The following is a 20,879-nucleotide window of genomic DNA, read 5'->3' as shown; positions in this document are numbered from 1 at the left end:
CATCTCTCACTCCCAGCGGTAGCCGGCGCCCCGTACTGTCACGATGTGATGAGCGCCGAGCTTGGCACGCAGATACCGGACGTAGACGTCGACGACGTTCGATCCCGGGTCGAAGTCCAGCGACCACACGCGACTGAGCAGCTGCTCGCGACTGAGGACCCGGCCGGGGCTGCGCAGGAACTGCTCGGCCAGCGCGAACTCGCGCGCCGAGAGTTCGACCTCGTCGCCGGCCACCGTGGCGCGACGGCCCAGAAGATCGAGCATCACATCACCGTGACGCAGCGTCATCCCCGCCGGCACGGGATTCTCCCGGAGGCGCGAGCGTACCCTCGCCAGGAGCTCCTCGAAAGTGAAGGGCTTGCGGACGTAGTCGTTGGCGCCGGCGTCGAGTCCCTCGACGGTGTCCCGGGTGCTCGTGCGGGCCGTCAGCATGATCACGGGGACGGCTGATCCTCGAGCGCGCAGCTCGCGCAGCACCTCGAACCCGTCCATCGTCGGCAGGCCGACATCCAGCAGCACGAGATCCACACCGTCGCGGAGCGCGACGGTGAGCGCCTCGCCGCCGTCGGCGACGAGCAACGTCGTAAAGCCGGCATTCTCCAGGCCCCGGCTGACGAAGGCGGCGATGCGCGGCTCGTCTTCGGCGATGAGGATCGTCGTCATGTGGTGGACTCCCGCTGCAGCACATCGCCCGCGCGCACCGGAGCGGGAAGCTCCGCCGTGGCCGGGGGAACGTGGATGGTGAAGGTGGCACCGCCACCGGGGGTATCGGTGACCGCGCAGTAGCCGTCGTGTCCCTTGGCGATCGCGTCGACGATGGCAAGCCCCAGCCCCGACCCCCCGGCCAGTCTGGCACCGTCGGCGCGATCGAAGCGGCGGAAGATCCGGTGCCGGAAGGCGGGAGGGATGCCGTTGCCGTGATCGCGGACGTACAGTCGCGCTCCGGCGGCGTCCCAGGTGCTCCCCAACTCGATCGGCGAACCGGCGGGGGTGTACTTCGCGGCGTTGTCGGCCAGTTGGAGCCACGCCTGGAGCAGCCGGTCGGCGTCGCCCGGGATCGTGCCGTCGGCGATCTCATCGATCCGCCATCGGTGCCCCGGGATCACCGCCACGAGTTCGCCGATCCGGGCGGTGAGGAGGGCGAGGTCGACCTCGCCCTCGGCGAACGAGTCGCCCTCGACGGCTGCGAGGAGGTCGATGTCCTCGACCAGTCGGGTCATCCGGTCGAGTTCGGCGATGCTGATCTCCCGCGTCGAGGTGACGTCGGAGACATCCCTCGGGTCCATCATCTCCAGATGTCCTCGCACGATCGTGATCGGCGTCTTCAGCTCATGGCGCACGTCGTCCAGCAGCTGGCGCTGCACATCGACAGACCCCTCGAGGCGGTCGAGCATGGAGTTGACGGTGCGGTTGAGGTCGGAGATGTCGTCGGTGCCCTCGGCCGGGAGACGGGGGGAGAGGTCGGTGAGCGTGATGGCGTCCGCGGTCTCGCGGAGGCGGCGGATGGGCGAGAGCAGGCGGCCGGTGACGAACCACCCGACGACGCCGATCGCCGCGAGCACGGCGACCGCGGTCACGCCATAGGTGACGAGCGCGGACGCGACCGGACGAAGCGCCGCTCCGAGCTCCACCGCCCGCACCACGACACCTCGCGAAGGGTCGGCCGGCAGCGACACCGGGACGGCGATGTAGCGGAGGGTCCCCTCGGGTGTGACCGCCGTCGCCGGGGTGACGGGGACTCCCTGCTCGACCCCGCTGAGGATGCGGGCGATGAGGACGTCGTCCTCCGAGATGTCGATGCCGGAGGCGACGCCCGGACCGATGAGCGTCGTGCCGTCGAGGATCGCGAGAGCCGCCTCGTTGCGGGAGGGCACCGTGCGGTCCATCGCCGCGCGGAGGAACTCCTCGACCGTGGCGAAGTCATCGATCTGGGCGACGTCGTCCTCGGACTCGGCGACGGAGAGGAGGCTCTCGGCCTGCCCTTCCAGGCGGTCGTCGATCTCGCTCAGCACCATCTCCCGCTGAACGAGGAACGTCACGCTCCCCACCAGCGTCAGCCCGACGCACGCCACGGCGAGGACGGCAGCGAGAATGCGCGTTCTCGCCGACAGCGGGCGCGGGATACGAACCACGCTGTTGATTATCGCCCCCCGCGGACCGAGGGGGCGGATCCGGAGTTCAGGTGCCGCGCGAGAGGCTCACCCCGGCCGGGTCATCGACAGCAGATCCAGCCGCTCGTCCAGCTGCGCCTCGGTGAGCTCGCCGCGCTCGACGTAGCCGAGGTCGATGACCGCGTCGCGCACGGTGATCCCCTGGGCGACGGCATGCTTGGCGATCTTCGCCGCCGCTTCGTAGCCGATCAGCTTGTTCAGCGGCGTGACGATCGACGGCGACATGCCCGCGAAGGCGGCGGCGCGCTCGACATTGGCCTCCAGGCCCCGGACGGTCTTGTCGGCGAGCAGACGGACGGCGTTGGCGAGGAGCCGGATGGACTCCAGCACCGCGGTCCCCATGACGGGGATCGCCACGTTCAGCTCGAACGTTCCGGACGCTCCCGCCCAGGCGACGGTGGCATCGTTGCCGATGACCCGTGCGCACACCATGAGGTTCGCCTCGGGGACGACCGGGTTGACCTTGCCCGGCATGATCGACGATCCCGGCTGAAGGTCGGGGATGTGCAGCTCCGCGAGGCCGGTGTTCGGCCCCGAGCCCATCCACCGAATGTCGTTGTTGATCTTCGTCAGCGACACCGCGACGGTGCGGAGGGCTCCGGATGCCTCGACGAGGCCGTCGCGCGCGCCCTGCGCCTCGAAGTGGTCCTTCGCCTCGGTGATCGGCAGGTCGGTCTCGGCGACGATGAGTTCGAGGACGCGCTGGGGGAAGCCCACGGGGGTGTTGATCCCGGTGCCGGTCGCCGTGCCGCCCAGGGGGACTTCGGCGACGCGGGGGAGGACGGACTGCACGCGCTCGATTCCCAGGCGCATCTGGCGGGCGTAGCCGCCGAACTCCTGCCCGAGGGTGACGGGCGTGGCATCCATCAGGTGGGTGCGGCCGGACTTGACCACCTCGGCCCAGGCCTGCGCCTTGTCCTCGAGTGCGACGGCCAGGTGGTCCAGCGCCGGGATCAGGTCGTCGATGAGTTCCTGGGTCACGGCGATGTGGACCGAGGTGGGGAAGACGTCGTTGGACGACTGCGAGGCGTTGACGTGGTCGTTGGGGTGCACTGCACGGCCGAGGTCGCGAGTGGCGAGGGTGGCCAGGACCTCGTTCATGTTCATGTTCGACGAGGTGCCGCTGCCGGTCTGGTAGACGTCGATCGGGAACTGGTCGGCGTACTCTCCCGCGATGACGCGGTCGGCCGCGCGCGCGATGGCGTCGGCGATCTCGCCGTCGAGTGTGCCCAGTTCCTTGTTCGCCAGCGCAGCGGCCTTCTTGATGCGCGCGAGGGCCACGACCTGCGACGGATCCAGCGGATCGCCCGAGATCGGGAAGTTCTCCACGGCCCGCTGCGTCTGGGCGGCGTAGAGCGCGTCCTTGGGCACCCGCACCTCGCCCATGGTGTCGTGTTCGATGCGGTATTCGATGTCGGTCACGTCGTTGTCCTCCGAGGTGTGACGGATGCCGCAGGGCGCGGCGAAGGGGTCGGTGTGGAGCTCGGGCGTCCGGGTCAGGCGGCCGAGGTGGTGAGGTCGTCCGAGACGGCACCCACGATGACTTCGGGGACGGCCACGCCCTCGGCCAGGCGGTAGTTGGCCCCGATGACCGCGAGGCGGCCCTCTGCGACGGCGTCGCTGATGAGCTCCGACGTCTGCAGGATGTCGCCGACGGTGTCGCGCAGGTGCTCGCGGCCCACCGCCTCGCCGTCGATGTCGCTCGAGGAGGGGTCGGCCCTCACGACGCGCTGGACGGCCGGCACGATCGGGGCGATCAATCGCCAGATGTGCGGCGGCAGAGCGGGCGCATCGGGACGGACGGAGTCGATGGCGGCCCGGACCGCGCCGCATTCGTCATGGGCGAGGACGATGATCAGCGGAACGCCGAGCACGGCGACGGCGTACTCGAGGCTGCCGATGACGGAGTCCGAGACCACCTGACCTGCGTTGCGGACGACGAACAGATCGCCCAGGCCCTTGTCGAAGATGATCTCGGCGGCCAGGCGCGAGTCCGCGCATCCGAAGAGCGCCGCGCGCGGGCGCTGGCCGGCGGCGACCTCGTGGCGGCGCTCGGCGTCCTGTCGGGGATGACGCGGCTCGCCTCCGACGAAGCGTGCGTTGCCACGCTTCATCTCGTTCCAGGCCTGCTGCGGACTGGTCTCGCTCACGGACCCTCCTCCTCGGGGGGCAGCGGCAGATCGGCGGCGACAGCGGTCGCAGCCTCTTCCAGCGCTGCCTGATCGGTGGTGCCGTAGATGAGGATGATGTCCTCACCCGACGTGGTGCCCAGGGCGGCGGCGACATTGCCGGCCGCGGAGGGGTTGCGGATCTCGTAGCGGTCCCACTCCACTCCGCCGATCGTGACGGTCTCGGCGATCTCGGCACCTCGGAGCGTGCGCGAGGGCCAGCCCTCATCGGCCCCGAAGCCCTGCGCCACGCGCACGAAGCCTCGGTCCTCGGCGGGGACGTAGACGATCGTCCACGCGCGTACGGAGTCCCCTTCCACCGTCGCGGCGTTGACCTGCCATTCGGCGGGAACATCGGGGACGACCAGGGCCCGGTTCTCGTTGGCGGAGATGCGTGCGGCGACCTCTGCGACATCGATCGGTTCGCGCTCGGGGGGAGTGCCACGGGGTACGGCGAGGATGATCACGAGGACGACGGCGAGAGTCGCGATGAGCGCGGCGATGAGGTTGCGGGTGTTCTGGCTGGCACGGTAGGCGCGCGAGGAGGCGGCCTTGCGGTCAGCGGCCTCGTCCGGGGTCTCGGGACGCCCCAGTTCGGCGACGATCTTCGGGTCGCGGGCCATCAGTCCCCCTGCCCGGCGGTGACGGCCGAGCGGGCGGCGTCGAGACGCCGCTTGGCTCCCCGCAGCCACTCCTCGCAACGCGCAGCGAGGGCCTCGCCCCGCTCCCACAGGGCGAGGGAGTGCTCGAGGGTCGGCGTGCCCTGCTCGAGTTCGGCGACCACGCGGACGAGCTCATCGCGAGCCTGTTCGAACGTCATCGCCTGGATGTCGGCCACGTCCTCGCTCGCCCCGGTCATACCCGTCATTCTAGTTCGGCTCCGCCACGCCCATCCCGCGCTCCCTCGCCGGCGACGGTGACATCGGAGACGCCCTCCGACCGTGCGGCGATGATTCCCCGCTCCACCGTGATGACGAGTTTGGTGCCGGCTGGTGCGGCGGTCGCGTCACGGACGACGTGACCGTCCTCGCCCTGCGCGATCGCGTACCCGCGGGCCAGCGTGGAGGCGGGGGAGAGCGCGCGCAGCGAGGCGCGCAGTTCCGCGGTGGCGCGCTCGGCGGCGTGCACAGCCCGGTCGACGACGTCACGACCGCGCGCGGTGGCCAGCCAGACCTGCTGTGCTCTGGCGTCCACCAGCTGCTCGGGGGCCCTCAGCACCGGACGGGAGCGCAGCTGCTCCAGCTGGGCGATGTCGTGCGACACGCGCTGGGTCAGGCGCGAGGTCATCCGCGATCTCAGCTGGCCGATGAGCGCCCGCTGCTCCGCGACATCCGGCACCACACGCTTGGCGGCGTCGGTGGGGGTAGAGGCGCGCACGTCGGCGACGTCGTCGAGGAGCGGGTGATCGTTCTCGTGGCCGATGGCGCTGACCACCGGGGTCTGCGCCTCGGCGACGGCCCGGAGCAGGCGCTCGTCGCTGAAGCCCAGCAACGTCTGGGGATCGCCCCCGCCGCGGGCGATGATGATGACGTCGACCTCGGGGTCGGCGTCGAGTGCCTTCAAGGCTCCGATCGTCTCCGGCACGCAGCGATCGCCCTGCACGGCGGCATAGGCGGTGCGGAAGACCACCTGCGGCCAACGCAGCTCCGCGTTGCGGTGGACGTCCTTCTCAGCGTCGGATCGCTCCCCGGTGATGAGGCCGATGGTGCGCGGCAGGAACGGCAGCGGCTTCTTCCGCGAGGGATCGAACAGTCCTTCAGCGCGCAGTTTCCGGCGCAGCCTCTCAAGTCTCTCCAGCTGATCGCCCAGGCCCACGTGGCGCATGGCCGAGACCGCGAAGGTGAAATCGCCGGTGCGGACGAAGTAGTCCGCCTTGACGCAGGCGACGACGTGGTCGCCGACCTTGAGATCGCGGGGGAGGCGCTGCAGCGTTGAGGACCAGACGCGGAAGGACACCGTCGAGTCGGTCGCGAGGTCTTTCATACGACCGAAGACGTTGCCCCCGCGGACGTTCCACGACGTGACCTCACCCTCGACCCACACCGATCCCCAACGCTCGATGAACCCCCGGATCGTGTCGTTCAGCCGGGACACCGAGGTCGGGGTCTCCGACCGGGAATCGCGGGGGTGGACCGAGTCGGGGGGCGGCGCCTCGCCGGGGACCGCGGCGGGCTGGAAAGTCGTCATGGGGACTCCATCGGTCGATCGGGGTCGTCAGGGCCGGTTGCCCCGTAGAATCGAGGGGATGAGCACTCCGACCGTGAGCCTTCCCGTTCCCCGCATACCGGGGCGCCGCGGGCGGCTCCAGGATATCCCGGTGTCCGGACCCAAGAAGGTGCTCCTCGCCGCTCCGCGCGGCTACTGCGCCGGCGTCGACCGGGCGGTGATCGCGGTCGAGAAGGCGCTCGAGCGTTATGGGGCGCCGGTGTACGTGCGCAAGCAGATCGTGCACAACATCCACGTCGTGACCGAGCTCGAGCAGAAGGGCGCGATCTTCGTCGAAGAGGTCGACGAGGTCCCCGAGGGGGCGCACGTGGTCTTCAGCGCCCATGGAGTGTCGCCGGCCGTGGTGTCCGCCGCCGCCGACCGGGGTCTGCAGGCCATCGATGCGACGTGCCCGCTGGTGACGAAGGTGCACCGCGAGGCCGTGCGGTTCGCCCGCGATGATTTCGAGATCCTGCTCGTCGGCCACGAGGGTCACGAAGAGGTCGAGGGCACGGCCGGAGAAGCCCCCGACCACGTGACCGTCGTGAATTCTCCCGATGAAGCGGATCTGGTCGAGGTGCGAGACCCCTCGAAGGTCGTGTGGCTCTCGCAGACGACGCTCTCGGTCGACGAGACGATGGAGACCGTCCGGCGTCTGCGCACGCGGTTCCCGCAGCTGCAGGACCCGCCGTCGGACGACATCTGCTACGCCACGCAGAACCGCCAGGTCGCCATCAAGAAGGTCGCCAAGGACGCCGACCTCGTGATCGTGGTCGGCTCGGCGAACTCGTCCAACAGCGTCCGCCTCGTCGAGGTCGCTCTCGAGTACGGCGCGAAAGCGGCCTACCGGGTCGACTACGTCGACGAGGTCAAGCAGGAGTGGCTGGACGGGGTGCGGACCGTGGGTGTCACCAGCGGGGCCTCGGTCCCCGAGGTGCTCGTCCAGGAGGTGCTCGCCGAGCTCTCGGGGGCCGGGTACCGCGACGTCGAAGAGGTGCGGACCGCTGAGGAGGATCTGATGTTCTCGCTCCCCAAGGAGCTGCGAACCGACCCCGCGGGTCGTCGTGACGAGCGCGCCCTGGGCGGCCGGGGTCGCGCGTGACCGACGGGTCCGATCCTCGGCCGCGGCCGCAGTACGGCGAGTACGCCACCCCGGAGGAGCAGCGCGCGAGGATTCAGCAGCCCGACGTCACCGTCGCGTTGGAGACGGGAGCGGCACCGGCTGCCGCGGCATCACCTGCACCGGAGTCGACGTCGACTCCGACGAGGGATGCCGCACCAGACGTCATCGCCTCGCGACGCCGGTTCTTCGACCGCGTTCTCACGATCGCCCTGCTGATCTATGCGGTCTTCTCCGTCGCGACGGCCATCCCGGCTCTGGTGGACTACAACGGCTACGTCCAGACGCTCTTCGAGTTCATGGGCCTGACCGAGGCCCCCGATCCGACCTTCGACGGCCGTGCGTGGGGTGTGGCGGCGTCGCTGGTGCTGGGCGTCGGTCTTCTGCTGACCGCCGCGGTGTCGTGGATCATGCTCCAGCGGGGGAAGATCACGTTCTGGGTGCCGGTCGTGGGTGGCGTGGTGTTCAACCTCATCTCGGGTGCCCTGCTGATGGTGCCGCTCCTGAGCGATCCTGCGCTCATGGGGGCTCTGCTGTCGCGGTGACCGAGTTCACCCTCGCCGCCATCCCCGGTGGGACCGTGGTGCTGCACGATGCGCGCCGGAAGACACGCCGGAGCGTCGAGCTTTCGCCGTTCGAGATCGGCGTGTACCCCGTCACCGAGGAGCAGGTGGCCCAGATGCTCGAAGGCGGGCGTCATTCCCGCCGACCTGCGTCCGAGGTCAGTTGGCTCCGCGCAATCCGCTTCTGCAACGCCGCATCGGAGTGGGAGGGCCTGGATCCGGCGTACACCTACGACGGTGAGCAGGTCACGTGGCATGTCGACGCCGACGGGTATCGGCTTCCCACGGAGGCGGAATGGGAGTTCGCCTGCCGAGCAGGCTCGAGCGGCCCCCACTACGGGCCGCTCGCCGATGTCGCCTGGACGAGCGCCGATGCCGTCGAGGGTCCCCAGCCCGTCGGCGGCAAGCATCCGAATCTGTTCGGGCTGTTCGACACGCTCGGGAACGTCTGGGAGTGGTGCTGGGACTATCTCGACCCGGCCCGCTACGCCGACTACCGCGTCTTCCGAGGTGGAGGATACGCGGACGACGCGTGGAGCGTGCGAGCCTCCACCCGCCGTGGCGGACCACCGAGGTCGTCGCACGACGACGTCGGGTTCCGCATCGCCCGCGGCGGTTTCGACGCCGATGGTGAGGCTCAGGGATGGTCGGCCGAGGCCGATCTCCGGCGGGCGGACGTCGATGGTCCCGTGCCTTTCGGCTGGACGCCACTGCGCTGAATCCGGCTCGTCGCTCTAGGCTGATCGGATGCCTCGCCTCCTCGCCGTCTGCGCGGTCCACCAGCTTCGTCCCGACGCCGGAAGCAACGGGGTGACCGCCATCGACAAGCGCCCTGTCGAGGGCGCGGCGGCCGTCGGCCGCTACGGCGTGCGGGGCGACGTCCAGGCCAATCGCACGCACCACGGCGGACTGGACAAGGCGCTCTACGCGTACGCGCAGGAGGACGCCGACTTCTGGGCACTCCAGCTCGATCGCGATCTTCCGCCGGGATGGTTCGGCGAGAACCTCCGGGTGGACGGAATCGACGTCAACGCCGCCCGCGTCGGCGAGGTCTGGCGCATCGGGGATCGTCTGGAGCTCGAGGTGACGATGCCCCGCACGCCGTGCGCCACCTTCGCTCGCTGGGTCGGGGGCAGCCAGGCGCGCGGCTGGGTGAAGCGCTTCTCCGACGAGGGCCGGTTGGGTGCTTACCTGCGCGTTCGCAAGACCGGCTCCGTCACCGCGGGAGACCTCGTCGAGGTGGTGGAGCGCCCCGAGGGGGCGCCCACCGTGCTCGAGATCTACCGCGGCGTCTGAACAGTCGCGCGCGGGGCGCCCTCAGACGCCGAGGGACTTGCCGGCCGAGCCCAACTGGTGGGTCGCCTCGACGACGCGCGCGGCCATCGCCGACTCGGCGATCTTGCCCCAGGCCCGCGGGTCGTACTGCTTCTTGTTGCCGACCTCGCCGTCGATCTTGAGGACGCCGTCGTAGTTGGAGAGCATGTAGCCCGCGACCGAACGGGTGAACGCGTACTGCGTGTCGGTGTCGATGTTCATCTTCACCACGCCGTTGGCCACGGCCAGGGCGATCTCCTCGTCGCTGGAACCGCTGCCACCGTGGAAGACCAGATCGAGGGGCTTCGGGCCGGTGCCGAAGCGCGAGGCGATGCCCTCCTGGATCTCACCGAGAAGCTCGGGGCGGAGCTTGACGTTTCCGGGCTTGTACACGCCGTGGACGTTGCCGAAGGTGAGCGCGGAGATGTAACGGCCGTTCTCTCCGAGCCCGAGTGCCTCGACGGCCCTGGTCACATCGCCGACGGTCGTGTACAGCGCCTCGTTGGATCCCTCGTGTGCGACACCGTCCTCCTCGCCGCCGACGACGCCGACCTCGATCTCGAGGATCGCGTTGATGTTCTTCAGGCGCGGCAGAAGGTCCTTCGCGATGTCGATGTTCTCATCCAGCGGCACGGCCGACCCGTCCCACATGTGCGACTGGAAGAGGGGGTTCCGGCCCGCCTTGACCTCTTCTTCCGATGCCTCGATGAGCGGCAGCACGAAGTTCGGCAGCGCTTCCTTGGGGCAGTGGTCGGTGTGCAGGGCGACGGTGATGGGGTAGTTCTTGGCGACCTCGGTGGCGAACCTGGCGAAGGCGAGGGCGCCGGCCGCGCGAGCCTTGACGGTGTGACCGGCGAAGTAGTCCGCGCCGCCGGTGGTGACCTGGATGATCCCGTCCGAGCCGGCCTCGGTCAGTCCCTGGAGCACGGCGTTGATCGTCTGCGAACTCGACACGTTGATCGCCGGGTACGCGAACCCGCCGGCCTTGGCGCGGTCGAGCATGTCGGCGTACTGATCCGGGGTGGCAACGGGCATGAGGACTCCTGGTTGTCGAGTGGCCTGAGATGGGACGGTCGTGCGGGCTCCGCGCATCGCGGGTCGATCGAAACTCTAGCGAAGGCCTCGGCCGCGTGCCCGCCGGCACAGCGAACGGCCCTCGGTGCGGACTTACCGAGGGCGAAAGAACGGGTGTTCCTTCGCCCGAGGTCGGACCGAAGGCCGGTCGTGCGCCGCGCGCGCTGGCTAGGCTGGGGCCATGGTGAGCATCACCGGCGATATGAGCCCCCTGCACCCCGACCGCAACCTCGCGCTGGAGTTGGTGAGGGCCACCGAGGCAGCGGCCATCCGCGCCGTGCCCTTCATCGGCCGCGGGATGAAGGAAGCCGCCGACGGCGCCGCCGTCGACGCCATGCGCGCCTTCCTCACGACGGTGAACTTCGACGGCACGATCGTGATCGGCGAGGGCGAGAAGGATGACGCGCCGATGCTGTTCAACGGTGAGCGCGTCGGCAACGGCCGCGGCCCCCAGTGCGACATCGCCGTCGATCCGATCGACGGCACGTCGCTCACCGCCGCAGGTCGCAACAACGCCCTCTCGGTGATCGCGGTGTCCGACCGCGGATCGATGCTCGACGCCTCGGCGGTGTTCTACATGGACAAGCTCGTCACCGGCCCCGCCGGTGTCGGCGTGGTCGACATCCGTCTCCCCATCGGTGAGAACATCCGCCGACTGGCCAAGGCGCTCGGCAAACCCGTCGACGAGATCGTCGTGTCGGTGCTGAACCGCCCCCGGCACGAGCAGCTGATCGCCGACATCCGCGAGGCCGGGGCCGGCACCCGTCTGATGAGCGACGGGGATGTCGCCGGTGGGATCAACGCGGCGCGTCATAACGCCCGCACCGACATGTGCGTGGGAATCGGAGGCAGTCCCGAGGGCATCGTGACCGCGTGCGCGATCAAGGCCCTGGGCGGCCACATCCAGGGTGTGCTGTGGCCCCGCGACGACGACGAGAAGCAGAAGGGCATCGACGCCGGACTGCTTCTGGACGATCACGTCTATGAGGCGGACGACCTGGTGAAGGGCAGCAACACCATCTTCGTCGCCACCGGTGTCACCGACGGTCAGCTCGTCGACGGCGTGCGCCGCGAAGGGGACCACGTCTACACGGAGAGCGTCGTGCTCCGCGGGGCCTCGGGGACGCTTCGCCGCATCACCTCGGAGCACCTGACCTCGAAGTGGCTGTAAACGCGACGAGGGCGGGCCGGCAGGCAGACGTGGACGGCGAACTGTAGCAAATCGCCGATCGTGACGCAGTCGTGACGGGCATCTGTGGACGGTTCTGGCACAATTGATCGCAGTGCCAACGGAGTCACGTGTCGTTCGTCCACAGCAGGGGGTTACTCCATGTCGGTACAGTCCGTGGGTCCGCAGACGGGAGCTCAGGCGGTCATCGCCGACGCCGTCGACCCCGCCCGCCGCCCCGATGTGTTGTTCCGGGTGCGCCGGGATGAAGACCATCAGCTCTCTCCGTGGTGGATGATCGGCGCTTTCGCCGGAGTGTCCGTCGCCGTCATCACCCTGCTGAGCTTCGTCCCCGGCGGGGCCTGAGCGCCCCTCGTCAGCGCTGGTGCGGACCGAGCCGGTCCCGGAGGCCGCCGATATCGGCGGTCACGCCGGGCGCTCGTTCATCTGATGCCACCGACGCTGCGTCGAGCCCGTCGAGCAGTTCGGGCGCGGTGAACCTGCGAGGGCCCGAATCGATCGCCGCGGGCGCGCGGAGCGCATCGATCTTGGTCTCGTCGATGCCGGGGAACTTGCGCGCGGTCACGAGGACGCGGGATTCAAGCGACCCGACGAGGCCGTTGTAGGCGTCGAGGGTGCGCTCGAGAGCCCGGCGCAGGTCGTCGGCGTGGCCGGCGAGCGTGCCGAGACGGTCGTAGAGCTGGGTACCGAGGTCGAACAGCACGCGCGCGTCGGCCGACACGTCCTGCTGCGTCCACGTGTAGGCCACCGTCTTCAACACCGCCCAGAGGTTGACCGGCGACGCGATCGCCACGCGGCGGCCGAAGGCGTAGTCGAGGAGTGAAGGATCGTCCTCCAGCGCCGCGGCGAGGAGCGATTCACTCGGCATGAAGCAGATGACGAACTCGGGGCTCGAGCCGAGCCCCGCCCAGTAGGCCTTCTTCGACAGCGCATCCACGTGGGCGCGGACGGCTTTGACGTGCTTCTCGCGCAGCGCACGGCGGCGCACCGCCGGTTCGCCGGAGGCGCCGTCGGGAATCGCGGACGCCTCGAGGTAGGCATCGAGCGGCACCTTCGCGTCCACGGGGATCGCCTTGTCGCCGGGGAGGCGGATCACCATGTCGGGACGCCCGCCACCGGCGTCCGATCGCACGGCGCTCTGCACATCGAAGTCGACGTGCCGTGTGAGCCCCGCCGCTTCGACGACCCGACGCAGCTGGGTCTCGCCCCACACGCCGCGCGTGGTGCCCGACCGAAGCGCCGACGCGAGCGATTCGGTCGTCGCTCGCAGCGCCTCGTCGGACTGCTGCGCACGACGGAGCTGCTCGGCGAGGCTGCCGAACTGCTCCTGCCGCTCGCGTTCGATCTCGCCGACGCGATGCTGCATCGTCTGCAGCGTCTCGGCGACCGGAGCAAGGGCCCGCAGCACCGCCTGTTCGCGGCGCTCCCGTTCTTCGCGCGTCGCCTGCTCAGCACGGGACTGCGCCACGAAGTCGCGGTACAGCCGCAGCTGCTCGGCGAGCTGCGCGCTGATCGCCGCCTCGGAGGCCTCGGCCGCCGCCAATCGCTCACGCACCGTGGCCGCTCGGGATTGCGCGCGCACCGCCGCGAGCGCCCAGCCGGCGAGCAATCCGGCGAGAAGGCTCGCCGTCACGAGCAGGGGGAGAAGGAGGGCGTCCATGACCACACCATGCCGCAGGGGTCGGACATCGCGTACGCGACGCGCTACGCGACGGCCTCGAACGACATCGGGCGCCGCGCCGCCGGTGCGTCGCCGAGCGCGATCTGCGAAATCCGGACACCGGTCCACGCGGCCAGGTCGTCGATGTCGTCGGCGGCGACCCGTCGCGCCGCGTCGATCATGACGTGCGCGCACGCGAGGGCGTCGGCCACGGCGTTGTGATGGGCGAACTCGGCGAATCCCGCTTCAGCGGCGACGAAGGGCAGTCGGTAGGACGGCAGCTTGTACACCTTGCGCGCGACCTGCAGGCTGCAGGCGTACCGGTAGGGCGGGCAGTCGTCACCGGTCGCCTCGCACGCGCGTGTGAGCACGGCCATGTCGAAGCCGGCGTTGTGTGCCACCAGCACGTCGCCGCCGGCGAAGCCGGCGAGATCACCGAGCTGCTCCGACCAGCCGGGGGCGTGGGCGACGTCCTCCGGGCGGATGCCGTGGATGCGCATGTTGATGTCGAAGAAATGGTCGTGGCCGGCAGGCGGGCGGATGAGCCACCCGGCTGTGGCGACGACCTCCCCGCCGCGGACCCGCGCCAAGCCGACCGCACACGCCGAGGCACTGCTGGAGTTCGCCGTTTCGAAGTCGATCGCGGTGAAGTCCAGGGCCACGGCTTCACCCTCTCCATCGTCCGGCCGCGCGCGTCCGAGGCGCGCCGGGGTTCTGAAGATCGCCCCGCCGTAGGCTGAGGGCATGGCCCGCCGTGAGGAGATGTCGACATCGTTCGGGCGCGAGGCCGCCCGCTACGAAAGCGGACGCCCCGACTACCCCGCGGACGCGGTCGCGTGGCTCCTCGAGCCGATCGTCGTCGCCGGTCGGCGACCCCGCGTCGCCGACGTGGGCGCGGGAACGGGCAAGCTCACGAGGGTCCTCCGAGAGCTCGAAGCGGAGGTCGTCGCGGTCGATCCCGATGCCGACATGCTGGCGGAGCTGCGCCGACGCGTTCCCGGAACCCCCGCCTTCGTCGGAACAGCCGAGCGGATGCCTCTCCCGGACGCATCGGTCGACGCCGTCGTCGCCGGTCAGGCATGGCACTGGGTCGATCCCGTCGCAGGCGCTGCCGAAGCAGGTCGGGTTCTGCGGGAGCGCGGCGTCCTGGGCCTTGTCTGGAACGTCCGCGACGAGCGTGTCGCCTGGGTGCGTCGCCTCACCGGGATCATGCACGGGTCCTCGGCGGAACAGCTCATCTCCGAGGGCGGTCCCCAGCCGCATCCGCCCTTCGAGCGCTTCGACACGCGCGTCTGGGAGTGGCATCGACCCCTCACCCGAGAGGCGTTCCTCGACATGGCCGCCTCGCGCAGCTACGTCATCACCGCCGGCGAGACCGCTCGCCGGAGCATCCTCGACGAGGTCGGAGCGCTGTTCGACGAACTCGCCGAGAACGGCATCGTGGAGCTTCCCTATCGCACCGAGGCCTTCCGTGCGGCCGTCGGTCACTGACGGCGTCGGGAAGGCCGCGCGCCGCCGGTAGGCTGGATGCCCGTGGCTCTCACCATCGGAATCGTCGGTCTTCCCAACGTCGGCAAGTCGACGCTCTTCAACGCACTCACCAAGAATCAGGTGCTCGCGGCGAACTACCCGTTCGCGACGATCGAGCCGAACGTCGGCGTGGTGAATCTGCCCGATCCGCGTCTTGACGCCCTCGCCGAGGTCTTCCACAGCGAGCGTGTGGTGCCCGCGACGGTGTCGTTCGTCGACATCGCCGGCATCGTCCGCGGCGCGAGCGAGGGGGAGGGGCTGGGCAACCAGTTCCTGGCCAACATCCGCGAGGCCGACGCCATCGCGCAGGTGGTGCGCGGTTTCGCCGACGACGACGTGGTCCACGTCGACGGAGCGGTGAATCCCGCCGGCGACATGGAGACGATCAACGCCGAGCTCCAGCTGGCCGACCTCCAGACGCTGGAGAAGGCGATCGGCCGGTACGAGAAGGAGGTCAAGGGCAAGAAGCTCGACCCCGTCGTGCTCGAGACCGCCCTCGCCGCTCAGGACGCCCTGCAGAAGGGTGTGCTGCTGTCGGCCTCGGGCCTCGACCTGTCGCCGATCCGGGAGCTCGGCCTCCTCACGGCGAAGCCCTTCATCTTCGTCTTCAACGTCGACGAGGCCGTCCTCACCGACGATGCGCGCAAGGCCGAGCTCGCCGCCCTCGTGGCGCCCGCGCAGGCGGTGTTCCTCGACGCGAAGATCGAGTCGGAGCTGATCGATCTCGACCCTGAGGATGCCGCGGAACTGCTGGCCTCCACCGGTCAGACCGAATCCGGACTGGACCAGCTCGCTCGCATCGGGTTCGCCACCCTCGGCCTCCAGACCTACCTCACCGCAGGGCCGAAGGAGGCTCGCGCCTGGACGATCGGCCAGGGCTGGAAGGCGCCCCAGGCGGCGGGTGTGATCCACACCGACTTCGAGAAGGGCTTCATCAAGGCCGAAGTGATCTCCTTCGACGACCTCGTCGCCCTCGGCTCCGTCGCCGAAGCCCGCGCGAAGGGCAAGGCGCGCCTGGAGGGCAAGGATTACGTCATGCGCGACGGCGACGTCGTGGAGTTCCGCTTCAACTGACCGCGCCGGGGGCGCAGGCCCACCGCGATGAGGTGGATCGCCAACCAGACCTCGAATGCGAACACCGGCACCGCGCAGATCGCCGCGATCGTTCCGCCCTGCGGAATGAGGCCGAACAGCTGGGCGGTGTTGCTCATCCCCACCAGTGCCCCTCCGGCGATGCCGAGCACAGCGAGGCCGCGGGGGAGGACCCCGGCATCGAGAAGCAGCCAGCCCAGGATGACGGTGTTCACGCTGATCACCAGGCCTTGCCCGACGAGGAATGCCGCGGTGTGGAGAGCCCACAGGGCTTCCGCGGTCGGTCCGGCCGCGGTCAGTTGGATCAGAGCGAGCATCGGCAGGGTGCCCGCGGCGATGACGGCGGCCTCGAGCGCTCGAAGTCCGGCGAAGGTCGCCGCTCGTGCGGGTCCGAACGGGCGCAGCAGCAGCCAGAGGAGGATCCCTGTGCCCAGGCACCCGGCAGCGAGGATCAGCTCGAGGGCGACGCCGACGGCGCGGGCGTCCGACCCGTAGGCCGCGACGGCGGTGACCGACGTGACGTGGGTGACGAGATACAGGACGCCGGCGGTGCGCGCGTACAGGTGGGAGCGGGGGGTCATCGAGATCCTCACACGAAAGGTATACGCCGTAAACCGACGCGCCTCTCACTTTAGGTATACGGTGTAGACGTGTCAAGTGCCGTGTCTCGTCGACCGCTCGACCGTGAGCGTGTGCTGGATGCCGCTGTGGCCTTGGCGGATGAGGTCGGCCTCGATGCGACCAGCATGCGACGGGTGGCGGAGGCGTTGGGGGTCACCGCGATGGCCCTGTACAAGCACGTCGCGAACCGCGAGGAACTCGTCGACGGCATGCTCGACCGACTGGTGGCGAGCATCGACGTGCCGGCGGACGGCCTTCCCTGGCAGGAGGCGCTGCGCGCCCGGATCCGGTCGGCACGCGCTGTGATGGGCGAGCATCGATGGGCGCAGGCGGCGATCGAGTCGCGGGCGGCGGCGAGTCCGACCGTGCTGGCCTACATGGATTCGCTCATGGCCATCATGTTCGACGGGGGGCTCTCGGCGGACCTCGTGCACCACGCCATGCATGCACTCAGCACGCGGATGTGGGGGATCACGCGTGATGTCCTGCCCACTCCCACCGTGCCCGCCGACCCGGTTGTGCGGGCACAGGCGATGGCGGAGTTCGCGGTTGCGTACCCGGCGATCGCACGGATGGCGATGACCGCTCCGCACGCGGGTGCGGCCTGCGACGAGGACGCAGAGTTCACCTTCGCGCTCGACCTCATGATCGACGGATTCGCCCGACGGCACGAGGCGGGGTGGGCCTCGGTCTCCTGACGGGCGTCACCCGACGCGGACGGCGAAGACGACGCGATTGTCCAGGTAGGACCCGGCCGCCGTATCGAAGATCCCACCGCACGTGATGAGCCGCAGCTCGTCCGAGGGGACGGCGCCGAAGACCTCCGCCGTCGGGAACGCGGACTTGGGATAGTCCGCCGTCTCCCTCACCACGTACGCATGCGCCGTGCCGGCCGTGTCCACCACCTCCACGAGGTCGCCGACCTGCACCTCGCGAAGGCGCACGAAGACCGCGGGGCCCGTCGGGGAGTCGACGTGCCCGGCGATCACCAGCGGGCCCGGCCCTCCGGGTCGGCCGCCGCCGGTGAACCATCCGACATCGTCGAAATCCGTCGGTACCTGCATCGAGCCGTCGGCATTCAGGCCGAGATCGATGAGCGTCTCGTCCAGGCCGATCGAGGGCACCGACACCCGAGCCGGCGGAAGCGCCGCCACAGCAGCCTCCGGCGAGTACGGCGGTGCGGGCGTGGTGGGGGGCGTCGACATCGAGGGAGCTGGCGCCTGCGGCCGCGCGGGGCTCGACGCCTCGGAGAGGTCGGGAGACGTGCAGGCCGTCGCGCTCCCGATCGTCACCGCCAGCACGGCCGCGAGCGCGCCGCGCAGCGCCCATTCCCCCCGGAATGGGCGCTGCGCAGCCGTCCGCCGCTGCGTCACCGAACGGCGGCCTGCCGGCGCCTGGCCACCATGACCGCAGCGCCGAGCCCGAGGCCCGCCACACCGAGAGCTGCGGCACCGACGCCGAGGGTCGAGATGCCGGTGTCGGCCGTTCCGCCGGCTCCCGTGTCCACTCCGCCGACGGGGATGGCCGAGAGCTGTCCGCGAACGACACCGGCGGGGTAGTCGACGGTGTGGGAGTCACCGGTGAACCCGGCGGGGTTCGCCTCGATCTCGGCGAGCGAGAATCCGTCGCCGGTGTCGACGCCATCGGCCTCGACGCCCGTCGTGAAGGGTCCCTGGAGGCAACCGGACGACGTACGCGGTCCGTCACCCACCGGCTCGGGGTTGGGGAAAGCGATCCGCGGCGGACCCGGCTGACCCGCCGCTGCCTCGTGGATGTGCGTGGCCGTCTTCGCTGGGCTCTGGTAATCGCCGCTCACACCCTCCAGGCGGATGTCGTAGCAGATGATCTCCAGCTCGGAGTTGATGCGGAACGTGAACGTCCCCGTCGCGCCCTCCTGCCCGGGCGCGGCGACGCCGTCGTTGTTGATGACCTGATCGGGGGTCGCCATGACCGTGAACGCGCTGGTGAACGTGTCCGGCTCCGCGACCTCGGTCTCGGCGTGCGCGGGCATCGCGACGGTGAGGGCGGCCACTCCGGCCAGGGCACCGATCGTCACCAGGCGGGCGGATGTCTTCTTCGTCATTTCCTCGAACCTTCCGATCTGGACGCGCCGGTCGCATCCGTTGTCGGGGTCTACGAGGCGGAAGGCTCGTACGTTCATCGACGAGCAAAAGTCACCGTGCGATGAACGGATGAACGCTGCCGGCGGTATCACCTGGTGATCGCGAGGCCGTCCCGGCGCCCGGGCGATCACTAGCTTGTGAGGAGACGGGGTGGCAATCAGCGCACGACGGGACGAGGGGGAGAGGATGACCTCGGACCCGCGCCCGACGGAGGACTTCGACGTCCGACGGGCCTTCGCAGAGAACGGCGGCGCTCTCCTGGGGTACGCCGTCAACGCCCTTCGCGACCGTCCGCTCGCCGAGGACTGCGTGCAGGAGACCTTCCTGCGCGCGTGGCGTTCCCGCGACCGCTTCGACGCGGCCAAGGCGACCGAACGCACCTGGCTGTTCGCCATCGCGCGCAACGTCATCGTGGATGCGCTCCGTGCTCGCGCCCGGCTTCCGCGCATCGGCGATGACGCCGAAATCGAGACACGGATGGCGGACGCCATCGACCCGCTGGAACGTCTTCGCATCATCGAGGGCCTCGCGGCGCTCAGTGACGCCCACCGTACGGTCGTCGTGGCGGTGCATGTCGAGGGGCGCAGCTATCAGGAACTCGCAGACGCCACCGGCATCCCCGTCGCCACCTGGCGGACGCGGGCCTTCCATGGGCTCAGGGCCCTGCGGAAACATCTCCAGGAAACCGAGGAGGAATGATGCGCACCCCCGATGACCGCATCGCCGAACTGATGGCCGCCGCGCTCGCCGGCGAGCTGACGGCCAGCGAATCCGAAGAGTGGGAGGCGCTGCGGCGACGCCGCCCCGACGTCGAGGACGAGTTCCGCGAGCTGGCCGCGCTGTCGGGTCGGCTCCGCGAGGGCGATGTCACCTGGACCCCGCCTCGCGATACCGATGCGCTCGGCGACCGCATCCTCCGCGCCGTCGACGCGGAGACCGTGTCCCGCGCGACGGGGTCGCCGGTCACCGCGACGCCCGCACGCGGTCCGCGCGGGTGGATCGCTCCGCTCGTGGCCGCTGCGTGCCTGGTCGCCGGCGTGGCCGTCGGCGTGTCCTGGCCCGATCCGGCGGTCACGACGCCATCGGGACCGCCCGGGACGCTCGGGGCGATCGAACCGGTCGATCTGAACGGTGTGCCCGACGGTGTCGGGATCGAGGCGGACCTCGTGGCCCACACCTGGGGCACCGAGACGGTCGTCGAAGCCACGGGGCTCGACGTCGGCGCGACCTACGAGGTCGTCCTGATCGACGAATCCGGTGTGGAATACTCCGCGGGAGCGATGCTGGGCTCGGAGGTGCCGATCGAGTGCCGCCTCAACGCCGCCGTGATGCGCACCGAGGCGGTGCGTCTCGAGGTCCGCTCGGAGGATCGATCGATCCTCGCGCAGGCGGATCTGCCCGAGGCCTGAGACGCCACCGGGTAGGCTCCTCGAGGCATTGTCCGGGCCCGAGAGCCCGCCGCACCGACTCGAGAGGATCCCGATGCCCGACCTGCAGACCGTCACGCGCGACGCCCGCGTCATCCCGTTCATCGACGAGGGCGAAGGGCCGGTCTCGCTCGTCCTCATCCCCGAGCACAGCCTCGAGGGCGACGCGCTGGGCGCCATCGCGCACTATCTCGCCGAGGAGGCCGGGTTCCGCATCATCCGCATCGACGAGCCCGCCGACGGCGATGCCACCGTCGCCGAGCGTGTGGCGGATGTCATGGCCGTCCTCGACCACGTGGGCCTCGACGATTCCTGGGTCGGTGGACACGGCCCCGGTGGCACGGTCGCGCGGGCGGTGGCGGCCGAGCACACGGCGCGCGTCGACGGTCTGCTGCTCCTCGGAGCGGAGGACACCGATCTTCCGCTCGCACCGGGCATTCCGATCCTCATCATCCAGGGGACGGATGACGCGGTGACCCCGCCGGCGAACGGGGAGCGTCTCCAGGCGTCGGCTGCCGACCGGGCGACCGTGCGCACGGTCTCGGGCGACCACCTCTTCCCGATGTCGCACCCGATCGAGACGGCGCTGTTCATCGAGGAGTACCTCGACTGGGACTGACCC

The 20,879-nt window shown here is 70.0% G+C and carries 25 protein-coding genes; 12 read left to right on the top strand and 13 right to left on the bottom strand.

Going from position 1 to position 20,879, the window contains the following annotated elements; genetic code table 11:
- Positions 1–6 precede the first annotated feature (6 nt).
- The 7 genes from V6S02_RS08610 to xseA all read right to left on the bottom strand — a co-directional run bounded on the left by V6S02_RS08610 (position 7) and on the right by xseA (position 6,526).
- On the bottom strand, positions 7–663 hold the full coding sequence (locus V6S02_RS08610) for a response regulator transcription factor (RefSeq protein ID WP_124293603.1): 657 nt from the start codon (positions 661–663) through the stop codon (positions 7–9).
- Positions 660–2,132, bottom strand: coding sequence for a sensor histidine kinase (locus tag V6S02_RS08605; protein WP_205782940.1), 1,473 nt, complete (start codon positions 2,130–2,132; stop codon positions 660–662). Before V6S02_RS08605 ends, V6S02_RS08610 begins: the two co-directional genes overlap by 4 nt.
- 66 nt (positions 2,133–2,198) lie before the next feature.
- On the bottom strand, positions 2,199–3,593 hold the full coding sequence (locus V6S02_RS08600) for a class II fumarate hydratase (RefSeq protein ID WP_124293602.1): 1,395 nt from the start codon (positions 3,591–3,593) through the stop codon (positions 2,199–2,201).
- Positions 3,594–3,667: 74 nt separating this feature from the next.
- Positions 3,668–4,285, bottom strand: a complete 618-nt coding sequence (locus V6S02_RS08595; RefSeq protein ID WP_124294504.1) for a carbonic anhydrase — start codon at positions 4,283–4,285, stop codon at positions 3,668–3,670.
- 32 nt (positions 4,286–4,317) lie between these two features.
- The gene (locus tag V6S02_RS08590) at positions 4,318–4,962 is read right to left on the bottom strand and encodes a DUF4245 family protein (RefSeq protein ID WP_336400518.1); all 645 of its coding nucleotides are present in this window, start codon (positions 4,960–4,962) and stop codon (positions 4,318–4,320) included.
- Positions 4,962–5,207: an exodeoxyribonuclease VII small subunit gene (locus tag V6S02_RS08585; RefSeq protein ID WP_442927906.1), complete on the bottom strand. Its 246-nt coding sequence runs from the start codon at positions 5,205–5,207 to the stop codon at positions 4,962–4,964. The genes V6S02_RS08590 and V6S02_RS08585 overlap by 1 nt, the downstream gene beginning before the upstream one ends.
- Complete coding sequence (gene xseA, locus V6S02_RS08580; RefSeq protein WP_336400517.1) at positions 5,204–6,526, bottom strand: exodeoxyribonuclease VII large subunit; 1,323 nt, start codon at positions 6,524–6,526, stop codon at positions 5,204–5,206. The genes V6S02_RS08585 and xseA overlap by 4 nt, the downstream gene beginning before the upstream one ends.
- Positions 6,527–6,584: 58 nt before the next feature.
- Here xseA and V6S02_RS08575 point away from each other — a divergent pair, with 58 nt between their 5' ends.
- Genes V6S02_RS08575 through V6S02_RS08560 form a run of 4 tightly spaced genes read left to right on the top strand, consistent with a single transcriptional unit; the run spans position 6,585 to position 9,523 of the window.
- Positions 6,585–7,646 carry a 4-hydroxy-3-methylbut-2-enyl diphosphate reductase gene (locus tag V6S02_RS08575; RefSeq protein ID WP_336400516.1) on the top strand — a complete coding sequence of 354 codons (1,062 nt, stop codon included), beginning with the start codon at positions 6,585–6,587 and terminating at the stop codon, positions 7,644–7,646.
- Positions 7,643–8,209: a DUF6264 family protein gene (locus V6S02_RS08570; RefSeq protein WP_336400515.1), complete on the top strand. Its 567-nt coding sequence runs from the start codon at positions 7,643–7,645 to the stop codon at positions 8,207–8,209. The genes V6S02_RS08575 and V6S02_RS08570 overlap by 4 nt, the downstream gene beginning before the upstream one ends.
- Positions 8,206–8,946: a formylglycine-generating enzyme family protein gene (locus tag V6S02_RS08565; RefSeq protein ID WP_336400514.1), complete on the top strand. Its 741-nt coding sequence runs from the start codon at positions 8,206–8,208 to the stop codon at positions 8,944–8,946. The genes V6S02_RS08570 and V6S02_RS08565 overlap by 4 nt, the downstream gene beginning before the upstream one ends.
- Positions 8,947–8,974: 28 nt before the next feature.
- Complete coding sequence (locus V6S02_RS08560; protein WP_336400513.1) at positions 8,975–9,523, top strand: MOSC domain-containing protein; 549 nt, start codon at positions 8,975–8,977, stop codon at positions 9,521–9,523.
- Positions 9,524–9,544: 21 nt separating this feature from the next.
- Here the strand turns inward: V6S02_RS08560 and fbaA are convergent, their stop codons facing one another.
- Positions 9,545–10,576, bottom strand: a complete 1,032-nt coding sequence (gene fbaA / locus V6S02_RS08555; RefSeq protein ID WP_124293595.1) for a class II fructose-bisphosphate aldolase — start codon at positions 10,574–10,576, stop codon at positions 9,545–9,547.
- A 220-nt stretch (positions 10,577–10,796) separates the two neighbouring features.
- Here fbaA and glpX point away from each other — a divergent pair, with 220 nt between their 5' ends.
- Together glpX and V6S02_RS08545 are read left to right on the top strand one after the other, a co-directional pair.
- A complete protein-coding gene (gene glpX, locus V6S02_RS08550) occupies positions 10,797–11,786 on the top strand; it encodes a class II fructose-bisphosphatase (protein WP_336400512.1) in 990 nt (329 codons plus the stop codon).
- Positions 11,787–11,945: 159 nt separating this feature from the next.
- Complete coding sequence (locus tag V6S02_RS08545) at positions 11,946–12,149, top strand: UDP-N-acetylmuramyl pentapeptide phosphotransferase (RefSeq protein ID WP_124293593.1); 204 nt, start codon at positions 11,946–11,948, stop codon at positions 12,147–12,149.
- A gap of 10 nt (positions 12,150–12,159) precedes the next feature.
- On the opposite strand, the gene V6S02_RS08540 is transcribed toward V6S02_RS08545, so the two are convergent.
- Both V6S02_RS08540 and V6S02_RS08535 read right to left on the bottom strand, forming a co-directional pair.
- On the bottom strand, positions 12,160–13,464 hold the full coding sequence (locus tag V6S02_RS08540; protein ID WP_336400511.1) for a DNA recombination protein RmuC: 1,305 nt from the start codon (positions 13,462–13,464) through the stop codon (positions 12,160–12,162).
- 44 nt (positions 13,465–13,508) lie between these two features.
- Positions 13,509–14,126, bottom strand: coding sequence for an exonuclease domain-containing protein (locus V6S02_RS08535; protein ID WP_124293591.1), 618 nt, complete (start codon positions 14,124–14,126; stop codon positions 13,509–13,511).
- An 82-nt stretch (positions 14,127–14,208) separates the two neighbouring features.
- Here V6S02_RS08535 and V6S02_RS08530 point away from each other — a divergent pair, with 82 nt between their 5' ends.
- Together V6S02_RS08530 and ychF are read left to right on the top strand one after the other, a co-directional pair.
- Positions 14,209–14,955, top strand: coding sequence for a class I SAM-dependent methyltransferase (locus V6S02_RS08530; RefSeq protein WP_336400510.1), 747 nt, complete (start codon positions 14,209–14,211; stop codon positions 14,953–14,955).
- Positions 14,956–14,997: 42 nt separating this feature from the next.
- Positions 14,998–16,068: a redox-regulated ATPase YchF gene (gene ychF, locus V6S02_RS08525; protein ID WP_336400509.1), complete on the top strand. Its 1,071-nt coding sequence runs from the start codon at positions 14,998–15,000 to the stop codon at positions 16,066–16,068.
- Here ychF and V6S02_RS08520 read toward each other — a convergent pair.
- Positions 16,023–16,667 (bottom strand): DUF4386 domain-containing protein, encoded by a 645-nt coding sequence (locus V6S02_RS08520; protein WP_336400508.1) that lies wholly within the window; start codon positions 16,665–16,667, stop codon positions 16,023–16,025. The genes ychF and V6S02_RS08520 overlap by 46 nt on opposite strands.
- A gap of 69 nt (positions 16,668–16,736) precedes the next feature.
- Here V6S02_RS08520 and V6S02_RS08515 point away from each other — a divergent pair, with 69 nt between their 5' ends.
- Entirely contained in the window at positions 16,737–17,405 is a 669-nt protein-coding gene (locus V6S02_RS08515; RefSeq protein ID WP_336400507.1) for a TetR/AcrR family transcriptional regulator C-terminal domain-containing protein, read from the top strand.
- A gap of 6 nt (positions 17,406–17,411) precedes the next feature.
- Here the strand turns inward: V6S02_RS08515 and V6S02_RS08510 are convergent, their stop codons facing one another.
- Positions 17,412–18,080 carry a class F sortase gene (locus tag V6S02_RS08510; protein ID WP_336400506.1) on the bottom strand — a complete coding sequence of 223 codons (669 nt, stop codon included), beginning with the start codon at positions 18,078–18,080 and terminating at the stop codon, positions 17,412–17,414.
- A complete protein-coding gene (locus V6S02_RS08505) occupies positions 18,077–18,790 on the bottom strand; it encodes a CHRD domain-containing protein (protein WP_336400505.1) in 714 nt (237 codons plus the stop codon). Before V6S02_RS08505 ends, V6S02_RS08510 begins: the two co-directional genes overlap by 4 nt.
- Before the next feature lie 226 nt (positions 18,791–19,016).
- Here V6S02_RS08505 and V6S02_RS08500 point away from each other — a divergent pair, with 226 nt between their 5' ends.
- The 3 genes from V6S02_RS08500 (at position 19,017) to V6S02_RS08490 (ending at position 20,876) form a co-directional block, all read left to right on the top strand.
- Complete coding sequence (locus V6S02_RS08500; RefSeq protein ID WP_336400504.1) at positions 19,017–19,529, top strand: sigma-70 family RNA polymerase sigma factor; 513 nt, start codon at positions 19,017–19,019, stop codon at positions 19,527–19,529.
- On the top strand, positions 19,529–20,239 hold the full coding sequence (locus V6S02_RS08495) for an anti-sigma factor (protein ID WP_336400503.1): 711 nt from the start codon (positions 19,529–19,531) through the stop codon (positions 20,237–20,239). Before V6S02_RS08500 ends, V6S02_RS08495 begins: the two co-directional genes overlap by 1 nt.
- Positions 20,240–20,312: 73 nt before the next feature.
- On the top strand, positions 20,313–20,876 hold the full coding sequence (locus tag V6S02_RS08490) for an alpha/beta fold hydrolase (protein ID WP_336400502.1): 564 nt from the start codon (positions 20,313–20,315) through the stop codon (positions 20,874–20,876).
- The last annotated feature ends 3 nt before the right edge of the window (positions 20,877–20,879 follow it).

The organism is Microbacterium sp. CCNWLW134 (genome assembly GCF_037083565.1).
Lineage (GTDB): Bacteria > Actinomycetota > Actinomycetes > Actinomycetales > Microbacteriaceae > Microbacterium.
Note: the sequence above shows the minus strand (reverse complement) of the source record. Positions and strands in the feature narration are given on the sequence as shown.